This window comes from Janthinobacterium sp. GW822-FHT07A03 (assembly GCF_058798815.1).
Window position 1 is genome coordinate 40716 of the sequence record NZ_JBXAKW010000007.1, and the last position, 18085, is coordinate 58800.

The window sequence follows — 18085 nt, forward strand, 5'->3', positions numbered from 1 at the left end:
GGCGGCGGCTGCACGCAACCGGGCGCTATCTCGCCGGCTTGTTCAGAGCGGATGGGACGGCGCCGCCCGCCTGACCCAGCGCGCGGGCGAAAAAATCCCATATCCGCTCGTCCTGCACCGTGGCCAGGTTCAGGCGCATGCAGGTCGACGGCAGCTGGCGCGGCGAAAACAGGCTGCCCGGCCCCAGCACCAGGCCTTCGGCCAGCGCCTTTTCGGCCAGCACATTGGTGTCGCAGCCCGCGTCGGCCCAGATGAACATGCCGGCCGGCGCGGGATCGAAGCGCAGGCCGGCCCGCTCGGCGCGGCGGTACGTGCCCTCGCGCACCTTGTCGAGCCGCGCGCGCAGGCGTTCCGCATGTTTGCGGTACAGGCCTTGCGAGAGGATTTTATATACGACCCGCTCGCCGATGTCGCTGGTGGTCAGGGTGGCCAGCATCTTGCGGTCGGCCAGCCGCTGCGCCCATTCCGGCGAGGTGGCGATGAAGCCCACGCGCAGGTTGGCCGACAGGCTCTTGGAAAAGCCGCCCAGGTAAATCACGCGGCGCAGCTGGTCCAGCGCGGCCAGGCGGGTGGCCGCCTGCACGTCGCCGCCCGGGTGCATGTCGCAATAGATATCGTCTTCGACGACGAGGAAATCGTGCTGTTCGGCCAGGCGCAGCACCTGGAACGCCTTGGCGGCCGACAGCGACGTCGAGCTGGGGTTGTGCAGCACCGAGTTGATCACATACAGCTTGGGGCGGTGCAGCGCCGCCAGCTCGGCCAGCACGGCGATATCGGGGCCGTCTTTCAAGCGCGGGATGCCGATGACGTTCATGCCCATGGCGGCAAAGGCGCCGAACATCAGCCAGTATGCGGGATCGTCGACGAAAATGGTGTCGCCGGGGCGGGCAAACTCGCGCGCCACCAGGTCCAGCGCCTGCATCACGCCCACCGTGGTGACGATCTGCTCGGGCGGACAGGCGATTTCCAGGCCCGCCAGTTTCAGCTGCAACTGCTGGCGCAGCGGCAAAAAGCCCTGCGGCGAGCCGTAACCGAGCAGCAGGCTGCCCGGCTGGCGGCTGACGTCGCGCAAGGCGCGCGCCACCAGCTCGCCATCGAGCCACTCGGCGGGCAGCATGCCGGTGCCGGGCGCGGGGATGGCCGGCGTCTGGCGGAACATGTTACGGATCAGCCAGACGACATCCATCGGCTGCGCCGCCGCGTCCTGCGCGCCGGCGGGCGGCGCCGGCGTGTTCAGCGGCGAGCGTTCGCGGACGAAAAAGCCGGCGCCACGCCGCGATTCCAGATAGCCGCGCGCCACCAGCTTGTCGTAGCTGGCCACCACCGTGGCGCACGAGACGTTCAGGCTGGCGGCAGCCTGGCGGATCGAGGGCATGCGCGCGCCGCCGCGCAGCAGCTTGTCGTCGATGCGCGCCGCCAGCGAACGCGCGATCTGGTCGATCAGGGTTTCGCCCGAAGCGCGCGACAGCAAAGGGAGTGTATTGCTCATATGACCATTACAGTATGTGAAGTTATGCGGCAAAGTGTATTTGTACTGTATTGCTATTCGCCTCTAGGATAGCAGTACGGGGCGGATTGATCCAGCCCGCCCCATTTACCCATGCCACCCGTACCAGGACAGCCATGCCATCGCACGCCACCACCTCCCCCACTTCTCCCCTGCGCCTCGGCGCCGACCGCAAAGGCCTGCTGCTGGGCCTCATCGCCGTCGCCCTCTTCAGCCTGACCCTGCCTTTTACGCGCCTGGCGGTGGCCGAACTCGACCCCACCTTTGTCGCCCTGGGCCGCGCCCTGGTGGCCGCCGGCCTGGCCGGCCTGTGGCTGTGGCAGCAGCGCGCGCCGCTGCCGCGGCGCGAACAATGGCTGCCGCTGGCGCTCGTGTCGCTGGGCTGCGTGCTGGGCTTCCCCTGGCTGACGTCGATCGCCATGCGCAGCCTGCCCGCCTCGCACGGCGCCGTGCTGGTCGGCATCCTGCCGCTGGCGACCGCCGTGTTTGCCGTAATGCGCGGCAAGGAACGCCCTTCCCCGGGATTCTGGCTGATGGCCCTGCTCGGCACGGCGCTGGTGGTGGCCTTCGCGCTGCGCCAGGGCGGCGGCAGCTTCCACCTGGCCGACTGGCTGATGTTCGCCGCCGTGTTGCTCGGCGCTCTCGGCTACGCGGAAGGCGGGCGTCTGGCGCAAGCCATGCCGGGCCAGCACGTGATTTCCTGGGCCCTGCTGCTGGCCGTGCCTTTTGTCTTGCCCGTGGTGCTGTGGAACGCCTGGCCGCAGCGCGCGCTGATGGCGCAGGCCAGCGGCGCCGCCTGGCTGGGCTTTGCCTACATTTCCGTGTTTTCCATGTTTATCGCCTTCTTTTTCTGGTACCGGGGCATGGCGCTGGGCGGCGTGGCCCGCGTGGGACAGACGCAGCTGCTGCAGCCTTTCCTCACCCTGGTGGGCGCGGCCGTGCTGCTGAACGAGCCATTGGCGGGCGAAAGCCTGCTGTTTGCCGGCGCCGTGATCGCCGTCGTGGCCATCGGACGCAAGCTGAAATAGCGCGCCTTGACGCCCATTTGCAACGCCGTTGCGCGTGCGGATGGGCACGGCGGCGTGCAAGCCGTACAATACCGCAGCACCATGGCGGCGCCTATCCGGCACCGCTTGCGCACGCACCGCCACAAGCGGGCCAACAAATCCAGCCGGCGCAGCTCGGCATCTTCTGTGAGACTCGTATGAAAATTGAAAATCCGAATCCGATCCAATGGCGCTTTGCCGAACGCGCGGAACAGCTGCAAAGCTCGTTCATCCGCGAAATCCTGAAGATCACGCAGCGTCCCGAGATCATCTCGTTTGCCGGCGGCCTGCCCTCGCCCGCCACCTTCCCCGTGGAGGAAATGAAGACCGCCTTCGACAAGGTCCTGTCGAACAATGGCAAGGTGGCCCTGCAATACGGCCCCACCGACGGCTACCTGCCGCTGCGCCAGTGGATCGCCGACTCGCTCTCCAGCAATGGCAGCACCATCCTGCCGGAACAGGTGCTGATGACGTCCGGCTCGCAGCAGGCGCTGGACTTGCTGGGCAAGGTCCTGATCGACGAAGGCAGCAAGGTATTGGTGGAAACCCCCAGCTACCTGGGCGCCCTGCAGGCGTTTTCCGTCTACCGTCCCGAATTCGTTTCCGTCGATACCGATGACGAAGGCCTGGTGCCGTCGTCGATCAACCCCGTCGCCGATGGCGCGCGCCTCTTGTACGCGCTGCCGAACTTCCAGAACCCGACGGGCCGCAGCCTGTCCGTGGCGCGCCGCGTGGAACTGGTGGAAACCTGCGCCCGCCACGGCCTGCCGCTGATCGAGGATGATCCGTACGGCGCCCTGAGCTACAGCGGCGAGCCGTATCCGAAGATGATCAACATGAATCCGGACGGCGTCATCTACATGGGCTCGTTCTCGAAAGTGCTCACGCCCGGCATCCGCCTCGGCTACGTGGTGGCGCCGATGCCGCTGGTGCGCCGCCTGGAACTGGCCAAGCAGGCGGCCGACCTGCACACGTCGCAGCTGACGCAGATGGTCGTGCATGAAGTGATCAAGGATGGCTTCCTGGAGCGGCACATTCCCAGCATCCGCAACCTGTACGGCAACCAGTGCCAGGCCATGCTGTCGGCGCTGGAAGAGCACTTCCCGGCCGGCGTCACCTGGACCAAGCCGGAAGGCGGCATGTTCATCTGGGTCACCCTTCCGAAACATATCGATGCGATGAAGCTGCTCGACGAAGCCATCGCCAACAAGGTCGCCTTCGTGCCGGGCGCGCCGTTCTACGCGAACACGCCGGACACGCACACCTTGCGCCTGTCGTTCGTGACGGTGCCACCGGAACGCATCCGCGAAGGCATCGCCATCCTGGGCAAACTGATCGCCGCAAAAATGTAACTCGCCTCTTCACGCCCCGCAACTGCGGGGCGTATCCCAGCTGCCCCTGCGCCAGAGGGCACGCGTCTTTTCCGCCCAAAAACCGCTTTCACGATAGCAACTGCGTGTATTTATTTTTAAAAATATCATAAAAATAATACTTTCTCACCTCGCACAACATCGATTTTTTCACCCAAAAAATTAGCAAGGCGGTATGATTTGACCGCTGTATCAGATTTGAATCCGCTCAGCATCACCGAAAATGCAGCAAATGCTGGCAGCGCAGAGTACATCCGAGAAGGCCGGTAGCAATGAGTTCAGGCAGTGTGGGGCATTCCCAGCGGCAAGAGGCCGCGATTTTGATTGTCGACGATGCGCCGGCCAACCTTGAGCTGCTGCGCAAGCTGATGAGCGAACAGGGTTATCAAACCTATGTCGCCACGTCCGGCGAACGGGCGCTGGCGATCGCCCAGCGCGCCCAGCCCGACCTGATCCTGCTCGACGTACTGATGCCGGACATGGATGGCATCGAAACGTGCCGCCGCCTCAAGCAGCACCCGCTGACGCAGCGCATCCCCGTCATCTTCATGAGCGCCAAGACGGAAACGGAAGACGTGGTGGCCGGCTTCGACTGCGGCGCCGTCGATTACATCAGCAAACCGCTGCGCATGGCCGAAGTGTGCGCGCGCGTGCGCGCCCAGCTGCAAATCCGCAGCAACAATGAAACGCAGCAGGAACAGGCCGAGCGCCTGCGCACCATCGTCAACAACATGGCCGAGGGCTTGCTGATCATCGAAGCCGACGGGCGCATCCAGTACACCAACCCGGCCTGCGACCAGTACCTGGGCTACCGCGAAAACGAACTGGCCGGACGTTCCATCGGCGAGCTGCTCAGCCCCCTGGTGACGCAGGAATACCTCGATTACTTCGCCATGCACGCGGCCAATCCGGAAAAAGCGCACAACCACGGCACGCGCGAAGTGGCGATCCGCCACCGCAACGGCGCGGCGCTGAGCATGGATCTGACCCTCACGCCCATGTATCTGCGCCAGCCCCTGTATATCGGCCTGCTGCACGACATCACCCACCACAAGCAGTCGGAAGACGCATTGCAGCGCGCCGCCTACCTCGATCCGCTGACCAAAATAGCCAACCGCCGGCATTTCGACAGTTTCCTGGAAAAAGAATGGCAACGCGCCGTGCGCGGCGGCGGCGCCCTGTCGCTGGTGGTGCTCGACGTCGACCACTTCAAGCTGTACAACGACAGCCTGGGCCACCCGGCCGGCGACAGCTGCCTGCAGCAGGTGGCGCAAGCCATCGATGCGCATGCCAGCCGCTCCGGCGACCTGGCGGCCCGCTACGGCGGCGAAGAATTCGTCCTGCTGTTTGCCGACACGGACGCCGGCAGCGCCCTGCACCTGGCCGAGGCCATCCGCGCCAGCATCGAAGCGCTGCAACTGCCGCACCCGCGCTCGAGCACCTCGCCGTGGATCACCGTCAGCATCGGCGTGGCCACCATCCGCCCGCACCAGCTGGACGACCGCGAAGCGCTGTTCGTCGCCGCCGACCGCGCCCTGTACGTGGCCAAGGAAGAGGGCCGCAACCAGGTCCGCGCCACGCACTCGGGCAGCACGGCCTGGGAAACGGTCAAGGCGATCGTTTTACGTTGACGTTTGAAGTTGGAAGTTCAACGGAACATGCAACGGACCGGGAGTAGGCCCAAGTCACAAAAAAAGGCACCCCGGGCCAAGCGGACCTGAAAAATGTCGAGGGCAAGGCGCAGCGACGCAGACAGTACGCCAGTACGGCAAGGAAGCTGCAACGCTGCCATCGGCATTTTCTCAGGCCCGCGTCTCCGGCCCGCCGTTCTCAAAGCGAATCAAAATTTTCTCGACACGCTCAATTTCGCATTACGCCCCACGCCGGTGACCGCCTCGCTCAGGTAAGGCATGTAATTGCGGTTGAAGACATTATCGACCGTCAGCCGCACCTCCGTGCCGCGCCACACGCCCTGCCTGCCATTCCACGAGGCGAACAGGGTATGCAGCGCATAGCCCTTCGATGGCGGCAGGCGGTACACGCTCCCCACCGGCAGGACGCGCTCCTGCTTTGCCACGAAACGGCCCTGCCAGCCCATGCTGGCCCCAAGGTCGGGCATGCGCCAGCCCAGGCCCGCCATCAGTTTATCGGGCGCGATGGTCGACACAGGTTCGTCCTGGCCCCACGGGTCGCGCTGGGAACCCGTGCGCGTGCCGCGCTGCTTCGACAGCGAGGCGCTGGCAAACAGGCGCGGCGAATTGTAGTAGGACTCGACTTCCACGCCCTGCGTGCGGAAACCGGCCAGGTTGCGGTAGGACGACAGGGCCGGCGGCACCTTGCCCGATCCCGGCACATAGCCTTCGATCAGGATGCCCAGGCGCGGGCCGATATTGTCGCTGACGCGGTTCTGGTACGCCGTCAGGCGCAGCTGCACGTCGTCGCGCTCCATGAAGACGTTCTGCCGGTGCAGCATGACGCCCGCGCGCACGGCCGTCACGCGCTCGACGGCCAGGTCGCGGCTGGTGCCAGGCGTCGATGAACCGAGCCGGGACGACACATAGTATTCGTTCGAATACATCTCGTCGATCGTCGGCGCGCGCCAGGTGCGGCTCAAGTCGCCGAACAAGGCCAGCGTGCTGGACGCCTTCCAGAACAGACCCAGGCGGGGCGACCAGTCTGCGTGCGCCTTTTCGCTGAAGTCGTGACCGGCCGCCGCCAGCGGACTGTTGTAGCGCGGCGCCCTGTTCGGCACGCCCTGGGAAACGACCCGGTCGTGGCGCAGCGCCGCCGTCAGCGTCAGGTCGCCATACGTCATCGCATCCTGCAGATACAGGCCCGTGGTTTCCTGGCGCCCGGCCGGCATGTAATAGGGCTGGAAATAGCCGTAGTTGTAGCTGGGGTCTTTCAGCGCCGTCGATGACGGGTAGTACATCAGGGTGTCGCGCACGTTCTTGTGCCATTGCAGGCCCGTTTGCAGCACATGCGACACGGCGCCCGTCGCAAACACGCTTTCGTTGCGCACTTCCGCGATGCGGTCCACGTACGAAGCCCAGCTCTCGTTGCCCAGGGAGCCCAGGTAGGAACCCGCCGAAGCCGATGGCAGGCGCTTGTCATGCTGGTCCGTGTGCGAATAGCCGGCGCTGGCCGTCAGCTTGATCCACGGATTATGTTGCGGCGCGTACTGCCACTTCACGGAATAGGTGTCGTCGTCCTGGTCGCGGTACACGGCCTTGCGCTGCCACGCCTCCTCCAGTCCATATTTTTTGATTTCCGCCTCGGTCGGCGTGGGCACGTCTTCGCCCATGGCGGCGAACGGGCCCCAGCCCGAACTGCCGCCCTTCATCGCCGTCAGGGTCAGCAGCTGCTCCGGCGTCAGCCGGATATTCAGCTTGGCCAGGCTCGATGGCGCGTCGATGGCGGAAAAGCGGAATGGCTTGCCGTCGGGTTTGCGCAAATCGTCCGACTTGCGCTGCGTGGTGAAGGCCATCGCGTCGAAGCGGCCGTCTGCCGTGCGGCCGTAAACGGCCACGGTGGCGTCGTTTTCGCCATTGTTCGAGTGGCGCGAGTACTTGAGCATGGCGCCCGCTTTCTCGCCGCCTTCCAGCAAGTCCTGCGCATCCTTGGTCTCGACCGTGATGACGCCGCCGAAGCCGCCATTCCCGTACAAGCTCGTATGCGCGCCCTTGTTCACTTCGATCTGCTTGATCAGTTCCGGCTCGATGAAGATGGAACCCTGGCGGTATTTCTCGAAGCCCTTGGGCACGCCGTCGAGGATGACTTTCACGTCCTGCACTTTATTAAAACCCCAGATATTGAGGCTTTGGCCGCTGGGGCGGGCCGTGCCGGCCAGGTCGACGCCGGGCAAGGTGTCGAGCAAGGACGCGACATTGTCGGCCTGCTGGCGCTCGATGTCGGCGCTGTTGATGTACGAGCGTCCGGCCGTGCCGGCGCTGATGGCGTCGCCAAACACGCTGATGGCGGGCATCTGCACCGCATCGCTGCTGTCTGCCGCCCACGCATGGCCGTGCGCGCCGCCCAATGCCAGCGCCAGCGCGGCGGCCAGCGGGGTCAATCCTTGTTTGCTGCTCTTCATCGCTATCCTTGCCTGGGTTTGCTGCTTCATGCTTGTGGAATGAAAAAATGCTGGGCAGAGGACAGGCGGTGCACGATCAAGCGGCGGCGTTGAAGGAAGCGTTGCGGCGGAACCCTGCCCGCGCGGACACGCCGCCGGCGCAAGGCCGGCGGCGCACTGCAGTCACCGGGGATAAGTTGCCTTAGTGAAATGCGGAACACATCATATAATGGATGAGAATGATTCGCAATAGCATTTAATGAGTAGCTATTCCGGATAACCGGTGATGTCGGCGATCTCGCGGTACAGCGGTTGCAACCGCGCATACATCTTGCGGTACACGCGCCGGTACAGCTGCTCGTAGATCTTGCGGTGCTCGGGATGCGGCTGGAATACCTTGCCCTTGCGCGTCATCGCTTGCACGGCGGCGGGAAAGTCCGCATGCCAGCCCAGCCCCACGGCGGCGGCGATGGCCGCGCCCAGGCCCGAACTTTCATATACGTGGGCGCGCGCGGCCGGCAAGCCGAAGATGTCGGCCGTCAGCTGCATGGCCGCGTCGCTTTGCGAACCGCCGCCGGCGATGCGCAGCTCCGTGATGGCGATGCCGCTGCGCCGCTCGATGCGTTCCTTGCCCTCGCGCAGCGCATACGCGAGGCCTTCGAGGATGGCGCGGTAGATGTGCGCGCGCGTATGCACGTCGCCAAAGCCGATCATGGCGCCCTTCGCTTCCGGCCCCGGCACCTTGATGCCGGGACTCCAGTACGGTTGCAGCATCAGGCCCATGGAACCGGGCGGCACGGCGTCGACCAGGCGGTCGAACAGCGCCTCGGCGGACAAGCCCGTGCCATCCTCGGCCGCCGCCGCCCGTTCGCGGTCGCCGAACTGCTCCTTGAACCAGTTGACCATCCAGTAGCCGCGGAAAATCTGCACTTCCGTGCTGTAGGCGCCCGGCATGGCGGCCGGGTACGGCGGAATAAAGCGCGTCACTTCCACGTACTTGCGGCTGGTCGTGTTGATGGTGGCCGTGGTGCCGTAGCTGAGGCACGCCACGTGCGGCTCGACACAGCCGGCGCCCAGCACCTCACAGGCCTTGTCGGCCGCCGCCGCCAGCAGGGGCGTGCCCTCCGGGATGCCCGTCGCCGCGGCCGCCGCAGCCGTGATGGCGCCCATGCGCGTGCCCGGCGTCACCAGTTCCGGCAACATCGAGCGCTGTATCGCCAGCGCCTGCCACTTCCAGTCGAAGCGCCCGGCCCAGGCATGGCGCTTGTAGTCGAACGGGATATACGCCACTTGCGAGCCCGTCGAATCGATATATTTTCCGCAGAGGCGGTGATTCAAAAAGCCCGACAGCAGCAGGAACTTGTGCGTGCGGCGCCAGATGTCGGGCTGGTGCGCGCTGATCCAGTTGATCTCGGCCTCGCGGCGGAAATACCGGATCGTGCCATCGAGGCGCGTGGCGCGGAAGGCGGCGCGCCACCATGGCGCCAATTGGGGAATCTCGCGCGTGCTGCGCTGGTCCAGCCAGGTGATGGCGGGCCGCAAGGACGCGCCGTGTGCATCCACGTTGACCACCGTGCCGCGCTGCGTGGTGACGGCCACGCCGACGATCGACGATTTTTCAATGACGGTGCCGCGCCACAGCTGCTGGCACGCTTCGCACACGGCTTGCCAGTAGCCGTCGGCGTCGTGCTCGGCCCAGCCGGGGTGGTCGGAATAGTACGCTTCGAGGAAGACCTGCGCCTTCGCCGCCAGTGTCCCGTCCCGGTCGAACAACAGCGCGCGCACGCTTTGCGTGCCATTGTCGATGGAGAGGATATACGGGCCATCGCCCGCTACGGTCGCCATGGCTTATGCCACGCTGGCCAGCGCGGCGCGCAGCGCCTGCAGCAGCGCTTGCGGATCTTTTTCCGGCTGCGCGCTGAACACGGGCGCTTCCCAGTCCTGCCCGCGCACGGCCACCACGCGCAAGCGTCCCTCTTCGCTCCAGGCCGGGTACCAGCCCACGTCGACGATGCCGCCATTCGCGCACGTGATTTGCAGCAGGTCTTCGCCCAGGTCGTCGACAAGGGTATCGACGGGCTGGCGCAAGTCCAGCGGCGACAGGCTGTCGTAGGTGATGCGGGCGTCGCCCAGCGCCAGGGGCTGGCCAAACAGGGTGGTCTCGATGATGCTCTCCTCTTGCTTATTTTTATGGTTTTTCAGCCGCCCTGCGGCACGCTGTAATGGCTGCGCCACAAGGCCAGGTAACGCTGCTGCTCTTCCTCCCAGCGCGCATCGTCCCAGCCCAGTTCATGCTGGCAGATGGCGCGCAGGCGCGGCATGATAGCAAGCGCGCCGCCGGCCAGCTGCAAACCGAGGCGCGTGCGCCGCAGCAGCAAGTCGTCCAGGTGCTGCACGTCCTCGCTGCGCGCGCCCCAGCGCAGCTGCGCCCATAAAGTCTGCGTGCCGGGCACCGGCGCCAGTTCACCCTCGTGCGCCGCATCGCACAGGGCCTGCGCGGCCGCGCCATGACGGCCCAGCAGCCGTTCGCGCTGCTCGCCGTCGAGCAGCAAGGCCTTGCCCGACAGGGGCGGCGTTGCGTCAAAGATGGGCAGCGGGCGCAAATCCGCTCGCCAGCCCGGCAGCAGCGGTGCGGCGCGGCGCAAGGCATCGAGGGCGATCACGCGGAACGTCGTCAGCTTGCCGCCCGCCACCGTCAGCAAGCCGTTTTCCAGCCATAGCGCATGTTCGCGCGCTTCCTTCGACGGGTCAAGCTGGCCGCTGTCGATCACGGGGCGCACGCCGGCAAACGTGGCCAGCACGTCGTCTTCGCCCAGCGCCAGCTGCGGAAACTGCCAGCGCAGCGCCGCCAGCAGGTAATCGAGTTCGCCGCGCGTGATGGCCGGCTCGCTTTCCAGGCCGCCGGCGTGGTCGACATCGGTGGTGCCGACCAGGGTCACGCCCTCCCACGGATACGCAAACACGGGGCGGCCATCGTGCGGGTGCATCAGGCTGACGGCTTGCGCCAGCGGCAAACGCCAGGCGGGCAGCAGCAGATGGCTGCCGCGCAGGGGCCGCAGCTTCGGCGGCGCTCCCACCTGGCCGCGCAAGCCGTCGGCCCAGGCGCCCGTGGCGCTGATCACCAGGCGCGCACGCACGGTGCATGCCATGCCATCGACCGCATCGTTCAAGGTGGCGCCGGCGACCTTGCCATCGTCGCGCAGCAGCGATGCCACGCCCAGGTAATTGACGGCCACACCGCCATGGCACCGCGCCTCCTGCAGCACGCGCAGCACCAGGCGCGCATCGTCCGTCTTGGCATCCTGGTACAGCATGCCGCCCTGCAGGCCGTCGCGCCGGACGTGCGGCGCCAGCATGGCAAAATCAGGCGCATCGACATAGCGGCGCGCGCGCTTGCCCGCCATCGCGTCGTAGATGGCCAGGCCCAGCATGAACTGGCGCCGCCCCGGCTTCCTGCCCGCGTAGTCGCCGAAGGCGAAGCCCTGCGGCTCGACCAGCCCGGCCGCATCCGCCAGCAAGGCTTGCCGCTCATGCACCGACTCGCGCGTCAGCGCGAACTGGCCCTGCTTGAGGTAGCGCAAGCCGCCGTGCACCAGCTTCGACGAACGGCTCGACGTGCCCCAGGCGAAATCGCGCTGCTCCACCAGCAGCGCCGCCAGGCCGCGCCGCGCCGCTTCCAGCAGGATGCCGGCGCCCGTGATGCCGCCGCCGACGATCAGCACATCCCAGTCGCGCGCCAGGATGCCAGGCAGCTCTGCCCTGTTCATGACGGGCCGCCGGCTTCGGGCAGCAGTTTGCCGGGGTTCATCATGCCCTGCGGGTCGAACTGGCGCAGCAGCGCGCGCATGGCGGCGATGCCCAGTTCTCCCTTTTCCGCCATCAGCCACGGCGCGTGGTCCGTGCCCACGCCATGCTGGTGGCTGATGGTGCCGCCGTTGGCGACGATGGCGGCGCTGGCCGCGTCTTTCAAGCTGCGCCAGCGCGCCATGTTGGCTTCAAAGGTGGGCGCCAGCCGGTACACATACGTGGTGTAGACGCTGGCGCCCTGCGCATACACGTGCGACAGATGCGTGTAGGCGTGCACCTGCTCGCCGTGTGCGGCCAGCGCATTGCTGCCCGCCTGCTCCAGGGCCGCCATCATGGCCGTCACGCGGGGCCAGTCGACGGCCGTTTCCACCGTGTCGATGACGTAGCCGTGTTCCCAGGCGCCGTTGCGCAGGTAGACGTTGCGAAAGCGTCCCTGCTTCCATTTGTCGCCCATGTGGCGCCCCACGTGCACGCCCTTGTGCCGCCGCGCCACCGCCAGGGCGCCGCGCAGGGCCGCGCGCGCCGGTTTCTCGTCGCCGCTCACGCCCAGCATCAGCATGCATTTTCCTTCCGCGCAGCCGCGCAGGGACAGATAACGCTCCAGCAATCCCACCAGTCTTTTATGCCCGGCCAGGGTCAGCATGGTTTGCGTTTCGACCGCGTTCGACAGGCGCAGCATGCACAGGGGCAGGCGCGACTGGGCCAGCGCCCGCACGGCCGCCTGCGCCTGGCCCCAGTCGGCGAAGAACACGGCGTGGAACGCCTCATACGGCGGCAGCGGCGAGACGCGCACGGTGGCCTGCGTCAGGATGCCCAGCCGCCCTTCGGAGCCGAGCACCATTTCGCGCAGGTCGATGCCGGCCGCCGACGCGGGAAAGGTGGGGATGCTCAAGGTGCCGGACGGCGTTTCCACCTCGCCGCCCGCGAACAGCTGCTCGATGCGGCCATAGCGCAGCGATTGCTGGCCCGACGAGCGCGTGGCGATCCAGCCGCCCAACGTCGAGTATTCGAACGACTGCGGATAGTGTCCCAACGTATAGCCATGCGCGCGCAGCTGCGCTTCCAGGTCGGGGCCATACACGCCCGCGCCAAACGTCGCCAGCTGCGCCTCGCGGTCCAGGTGGCCCAGCGCGCACAGGCGGGTCAGGCTGATCGACAGTACGGGACGCGGCCCCGCCGCCACCGTCAAATGCCCTACCACGCTGGTGCCGCCGCCGTGGGGTATCACGGCCACGCAAGCCTGGCGCGCATACGCGAGCAGCTGGCGCACCTGCAGCGCGCTGTCGGGAAACGCCACGCCATCGGGAACAAAGCCGATGCGGCCATGGCGCAACTTGAACCAGTCGGGCAGGCTTTGACCCAGCGCATGGGGCACGCGCACAGCTGGCGTAGTATCGATGAGCGGATGCGGCGCCAGGCGCGATACGGGCACTTGCGCGCAAGCGTCGTCGAAGGTGGCGTCGGCAATGCCGCTGCCCGGCCCCAGGCGCTCGCCCAGAAAAGCCAGCGCATCCTCGCTCAGCGCATACGTGACGCTCTCGTCCCCCCAGCCATTCCAGCGTTGCATCGACATCCCCCTGTGTTGTGGCCAGTTGCGCGCCATGGCGGCTTGCTATACTGTTCTTGCCTGATTTTCTTGCTAGATCAATAGCATATGCCGCCACAGACGAAGGGTATTGGTTTTTCATGACAATCGCATTGTTCCATCATGCCAGACACTGACAGCCACCACGCGGAAGGCCGGGTCGCCGGCGCCTATCTGCAGCCGCTGCTGGAAGCGGCCGGCGCCCACGGCATCGATAGCGCCACCCTGGCGCAGGCGGCCGGCGTGGCGCCGCACGGCCTGGAAGCGGCCGCGACCGGCCTGGCCTTGGCCGCGCGCGACTACGTGCGCCTGCTCGATGCGGGCGCGCAGCTGGCGGGCGACGCGCATTTCGGCCTGCACGTGGGCCAGCGCGTGCGCATGGGCACCTACAGCGCCTACGGCTTGATCTTGCTCAGTTGCAGCAACGTGGGCCAGGCGCTGGAACAGACGGCCCGCTACGAACGGCTGGCGCACGACCTGGGCCGCTCGACCCTGCAGCGCGACGGCGCCATCGCGCATTACCGCTGGGCCAGCAACTACCCGGGCGCCAGCCGGCACCTGGTCGACAGCGTCTTTGCCGGTGTCAAAGTGTGCGGCGACTGGCTGGCGGGCATGCCGCTGCCGCCGGCCCGGCTGGCATTCACCCACGATGGCGGCGGCGACTTGCTGCGCCACGCGGCGCACCGCGACGAATACGTGCGCGTGCTGGGCAGCCTGCCCGCCTTCAACGCCCCCGCCAACACGGCCACCTTCGACGCGCAATTGCTGGACTGGCCCGTGCCGAACGCGGACGTCAGCCTGTATCCCGTGCTGTGCCAGCATGCGGAACAATTGCTGGCACAGCGCCAGGCGGAGATGGACATGGGCGCCGGCATCGACGCGCAAGTCCACGCGGCCATCGTGGCGGGCTTGCGCCAGGGTTCGGCGCGGCTGGCCACCGTTGCCGCCGCGCTGGCCGTCACGCCGCGCACCCTGCAGCGCAAGCTGGCCGACGCGGGCACCAGCTTCCAGGCCCTGCTGGATCAGGCCCGCTATGGCCTGGCGCGCGACTATCTGCGCGAGCCGGACCTGTCGCTGGTCGACATCGCCTTCCTGCTCGGCTACCAGGAACAAAGCGCGTTCAACCACGCGTTTCGCACCTGGTCGGGCACCAATCCCGGCGCCTGGCGCCTGCAGGAGATGCTGGACAGGCAGCTTGACCGGCAGCAAGCCGTTTAGGCGTGCGCGGGGCATGCGCGGCGCGTTTTCTGGCTATACTGGCATAGTCAGGTTTTCCACGATCACTCCAACCCGCAATGCAAAGGATTAATATGCAACTCAAAGACAAAGTCGCACTGATTACCGGCGCCGCCAGTGGCATCGGCAAGGAAATGGCCATCGAATACGCGAAACAGGGCGCCAAGGTCGTCATCGCCGATCTGGCCCTGGAAGCGGCCAGCAAGACGGCCGAGGAAATCAAGCAAGCGGGCGGCCAGGCGTTTGCCGTCGCCATGGACGTCTCCAGCGAAGAACAGGTGGACAAGGGCGTGGCGGACGCCGTGGCCCACTTCGGCGGCATCGATATCCTGATCAGCAACGCGGGCATCCAGATCATCAGCCCCGTCGTCGACTACCCGTTCGACCAGTGGAAAAAGATGCTGGCCATTCACATGGACGGCGCCTTCCTCACCACGCGCGCCTGCATGCGCGAAATGATCAAGGCGGGCCGCGGCGGCGCCATCATCTACATGGGTTCCGTGCACTCGCACGAAGGCTCGCCGTTCAAGAGCGCCTATGTTGCCGCCAAGCATGGTCTGCTGGGCCTGGCCAAGGTGGTGGCCAAGGAAGGCGCAAAAGACGGCATCCGCGCCAACGTCATCTGCCCCGGCTTCGTGCGCACGCCGCTGGTCGACAAGCAAATCCCCGAACAGGCGGCCCAGCTGAACATCAGCGAAGAAGACGTGATCAAGAAAGTGATGCTGAAAGACACGATCGACGGCGAATTCACCACCACGCAGGACGTGGCGCAAACGGCCATCTTCCTGGCCGCGTTCCCGTCGAACGCCCTGAGCGGACAATCCATCGTGGTGAGTCACGGCTGGCACATGCAATAAGACCCAGCGTCTCCGGCAGGCGGCGCCGTCCGCCTGCATCACCGCATCTGAAAGTTCCTAATTGCAAGACAACACTTACCGCCACCCGCGCGCGGGCAGGCCGGGGCGCCTGTTTGCCGCGCTCGCCAATTGCGCGCATTTCGCCAGGCTACGCCAGGCCGTCATGTCGCGCCTGCCCTTCCTGAAACTGCACAGCGACGTGCGCGACGTCGTCTACGTGAGCTGGCTGGTCGACGCCGCTGCGGCGCAGAAATTATTGCCGCCAGGCGTGGCCCTGTGGCAGCGCGACGGCAAGACGCCATTTACCGTGCTGACCTACCGCCACGGGCATTTCGGCCCTGCCCTGCTCGGTCCGCTGCGCCGGCTGCTGCCGTCTCCCCTGCAAAGCAACTGGCGCCTGTACCTGGACCATACGCCGCCGGGCGCACCGGCCGTGCCTTGCGTGTATTTCTTGAAAAACATCATGGCCAGCCTGCCGCACGCGCTGGGCACGCGGCTGTTCAGCGATATCCTGCCGACCCACCTGGCGGCCGGCATGACGCTGGAGGTCACGGCCACGCAGGCGCACTGCAGCATTGCCAGCGGCTCCGGCAGCGCCCCGGCGCTCGATGTGCAGGCGGACATCACGGCGGCGCATGGCCTCGATGCCGACTGGCAGCAACTGTTCGGCAACTGGCACGACGCCGTCGCCTTCCTCGCCTGCCAGGATGCGGCCATTGCGCACGTGCCGCGCAACGGCAAGCTGGTCTTCGGCGAAATCGACTTGCCCGTTGATGTGGATCAAGTGCAAGCGCTGACGGCCTTGCGCGCCGACTGCGGCTTGCTGGGGCAATTGCCGCCCATGTCCGCCCCGTTCGCCTTCCTCGTGCCCAAGGTGCCGTTCAAGGCGCTGTCAGAGCGCCTGCTGTAGCGCGGCGCTCCGGCGCGCGCAGGGGCACGGCCGCGCCGCCGCGCCGCCGTTCCAGCTTGAACAGGGCCATCGCCTGTTCCAGCTGCAAGGTCTGGTCTTGCAGCGATGCCGAGGCAGCCGCCGATTCCTCGACCAGCGCCGCGTTCTGCTGCGTCACTTCATCCATCTGCGTGACGGCCATGTTGACCTGGCCGATGCCATGGCTTTGCTCGCGCGAAGCCGAGGCGATCTCTTCCATGATGCCGTGCACGCCCTGCACGGCGCCCAGCATCTCGGCGCTGCTGGCGCCCGCCTGCTGCGCCAGCGTCGCGCCCGCCCGCACTTGCTCCAGCGATGCCGTGATCAACTGCTTGATTTCCGTGGCCGCCGCCGCGCTGCGGTGGGCCAGGCTGCGCACCTCGCCCGCCACCACGGCAAAGCCCCGCCCCTGGTCGCCCGCGCGCGCCGCTTCCACGGCCGCGTTCAAGGCCAGGATGTTCGTCTGGAAGGCGATACCCTCGATAATACCCGTAATGTCGCCGATCTTCTTCGATGAGGCGTTAATGTCGGCCATCATGCTGACCATCTGGCCGACGATCTCGCCGCCGCGCCCGGCCAGGCCATGCACCTTGCCCGCCATGTCGCTCGCTTGCACGGCGTTGCCGCTATTCTGCTGCACCGTGGCCGCCAGCTGCTCCATGCTCGACGCCGTCTGCTGCAGGGCCGACGCCTGCGCCTCCGTGCGGCCCGACAAATCCATATTGCCGGCGGCGATTTCCTGGCTGGCCATGCTGATGCGCAGGAAATTGCCGCGCACGTCGCCGACGATGGAGTGCAGGTTCACGCGCAACTGGCGCAGCGAGCGCAGCAGCTGCCCCATCTCGTCGCGCCGCGTGGTGTCGAGCTCGCCCGTCAGGTCGCCGCCCGCCATCACATCGCACGCCTGGCGCGCTTGCTGCAGCGGCTGCAGCACGACCTTGTGCAAGGCATGCCAGAAATACAGGGTCAGGCACAAGGCCGCCACGGACAGGCCCGTCAGCCAGCCGTGGGCCGCGGCCGGCAGCAGGCCCGCATCCCACCCCAGTTGCAGCAGCAACAGCAGCACCAGCGCCCCCAGGTTCCAGGCGATGCGCTGGCCCAGCGGCAGGTCGCGCAGGCTCGCCAGCCTGGCCAGCCAGCCCGTGCGCACGGCAGCGCCCTGGCTGATGACGATGCCATCGGCCTGCCCCGCCTTGATGCGCGCATACAGGGCGGACGCCTGCGCCACCTGCTGGCGCGTGGGCTTGGTGCGCACGGACATGTAGCCGACGGCCACGCCGTCTTCCACCACCGGCGTGACGTTCGCCAGCACCCAGTAATAATCGCCGTTCTTGCAGCGGTTTTTCACCATGCCGCTCCACGAGCGCCCCGAACGGATGGTGGCCCAGAAATCGGCGAACGCTTCGGCCGGCATGTCCGGATGCCGGAGGATGTTTTGCGGCGCGCCGATCAATTCTTCCGCGCTGTAACCGCTGACGGCGATGAAATACGGGTTGGCATACGTGATATTGCCTTGCAAGTCGGTAGTCGAGACGATGGTCTCGCTATCGCTCAGGTTGATTTCGGTATCGCTGACGGGAAGATTCAGTCGCATGGTCACATCCTCAGAAGTAGCCCGTACGGTGACGGGTATGCGGACAAGGAACGGTCGCCAGCCAGCAAAGCGAACACGGCACT

Annotated in this window: 13 protein-coding genes; 6 read left to right on the forward strand and 7 right to left on the reverse strand. The window is 66.5% G+C overall.

The window, feature by feature from the left end; all coding sequences use genetic code 11:
* Positions 1-25: 25 nt before the first annotated feature.
* A complete protein-coding gene (locus tag AC1RJW_RS20000; RefSeq protein ID WP_493046533.1) occupies positions 26-1489 on the reverse strand; it encodes an aminotransferase-like domain-containing protein in 1464 nt (487 codons plus the stop codon).
* A 134-nt stretch (positions 1490-1623) separates the two neighbouring features.
* Between AC1RJW_RS20000 and AC1RJW_RS20005 the strand changes: the two genes are divergently transcribed.
* The 3 genes from AC1RJW_RS20005 (at position 1624) to AC1RJW_RS20015 (ending at position 5554) form a co-directional block, all read left to right on the forward strand.
* Positions 1624-2535: a DMT family transporter gene (locus tag AC1RJW_RS20005; RefSeq protein ID WP_493046534.1), complete on the forward strand. Its 912-nt coding sequence runs from the start codon at positions 1624-1626 to the stop codon at positions 2533-2535.
* A 176-nt stretch (positions 2536-2711) separates the two neighbouring features.
* Positions 2712-3905: an aminotransferase-like domain-containing protein gene (locus tag AC1RJW_RS20010; RefSeq protein WP_493046535.1), complete on the forward strand. Its 1194-nt coding sequence runs from the start codon at positions 2712-2714 to the stop codon at positions 3903-3905.
* A gap of 290 nt (positions 3906-4195) precedes the next feature.
* Complete coding sequence (locus AC1RJW_RS20015) at positions 4196-5554, forward strand: diguanylate cyclase (protein WP_493046536.1); 1359 nt, start codon at positions 4196-4198, stop codon at positions 5552-5554.
* A gap of 209 nt (positions 5555-5763) precedes the next feature.
* On the opposite strand, the gene AC1RJW_RS20020 is transcribed toward AC1RJW_RS20015, so the two are convergent.
* From AC1RJW_RS20020 to AC1RJW_RS20040, 5 genes are all read right to left on the reverse strand, one after another.
* Complete coding sequence (locus AC1RJW_RS20020; protein ID WP_493046537.1) at positions 5764-8016, reverse strand: TonB-dependent hemoglobin/transferrin/lactoferrin family receptor; 2253 nt, start codon at positions 8014-8016, stop codon at positions 5764-5766.
* A gap of 246 nt (positions 8017-8262) precedes the next feature.
* Positions 8263-9840, reverse strand: a complete 1578-nt coding sequence (locus tag AC1RJW_RS20025; protein ID WP_493046538.1) for an FGGY-family carbohydrate kinase — start codon at positions 9838-9840, stop codon at positions 8263-8265.
* A gap of 3 nt (positions 9841-9843) precedes the next feature.
* Positions 9844-10230 carry a hypothetical protein gene (locus AC1RJW_RS20030; RefSeq protein ID WP_493046539.1) on the reverse strand — a complete coding sequence of 129 codons (387 nt, stop codon included), beginning with the start codon at positions 10228-10230 and terminating at the stop codon, positions 9844-9846.
* Positions 10194-11762, reverse strand: coding sequence for a glycerol-3-phosphate dehydrogenase/oxidase (locus AC1RJW_RS20035; protein ID WP_493046540.1), 1569 nt, complete (start codon positions 11760-11762; stop codon positions 10194-10196). Before AC1RJW_RS20035 ends, AC1RJW_RS20030 begins: the two co-directional genes overlap by 37 nt.
* A complete protein-coding gene (locus tag AC1RJW_RS20040) occupies positions 11759-13369 on the reverse strand; it encodes an FAD-binding oxidoreductase (protein ID WP_493046541.1) in 1611 nt (536 codons plus the stop codon). The genes AC1RJW_RS20035 and AC1RJW_RS20040 overlap by 4 nt, the downstream gene beginning before the upstream one ends.
* Before the next feature lie 141 nt (positions 13370-13510).
* Here AC1RJW_RS20040 and AC1RJW_RS20045 point away from each other — a divergent pair, with 141 nt between their 5' ends.
* The 3 genes from AC1RJW_RS20045 to AC1RJW_RS20055 all read left to right on the forward strand — a co-directional run bounded on the left by AC1RJW_RS20045 (position 13511) and on the right by AC1RJW_RS20055 (position 16390).
* On the forward strand, positions 13511-14605 hold the full coding sequence (locus AC1RJW_RS20045; protein WP_493046542.1) for an AraC family transcriptional regulator: 1095 nt from the start codon (positions 13511-13513) through the stop codon (positions 14603-14605).
* Positions 14606-14697: 92 nt separating this feature from the next.
* The gene (locus AC1RJW_RS20050) at positions 14698-15480 is read left to right on the forward strand and encodes a 3-hydroxybutyrate dehydrogenase (RefSeq protein ID WP_326456358.1); all 783 of its coding nucleotides are present in this window, start codon (positions 14698-14700) and stop codon (positions 15478-15480) included.
* Positions 15481-15541: 61 nt separating this feature from the next.
* Positions 15542-16390, forward strand: coding sequence for a DUF2071 domain-containing protein (locus AC1RJW_RS20055; protein ID WP_493046543.1), 849 nt, complete (start codon positions 15542-15544; stop codon positions 16388-16390).
* Here AC1RJW_RS20055 and AC1RJW_RS20060 read toward each other — a convergent pair.
* Positions 16362-18002, reverse strand: coding sequence for a methyl-accepting chemotaxis protein (locus tag AC1RJW_RS20060; RefSeq protein ID WP_493046544.1), 1641 nt, complete (start codon positions 18000-18002; stop codon positions 16362-16364). The genes AC1RJW_RS20055 and AC1RJW_RS20060 overlap by 29 nt on opposite strands.
* Between the last annotated feature and the right edge of the window lie 83 nt (positions 18003-18085).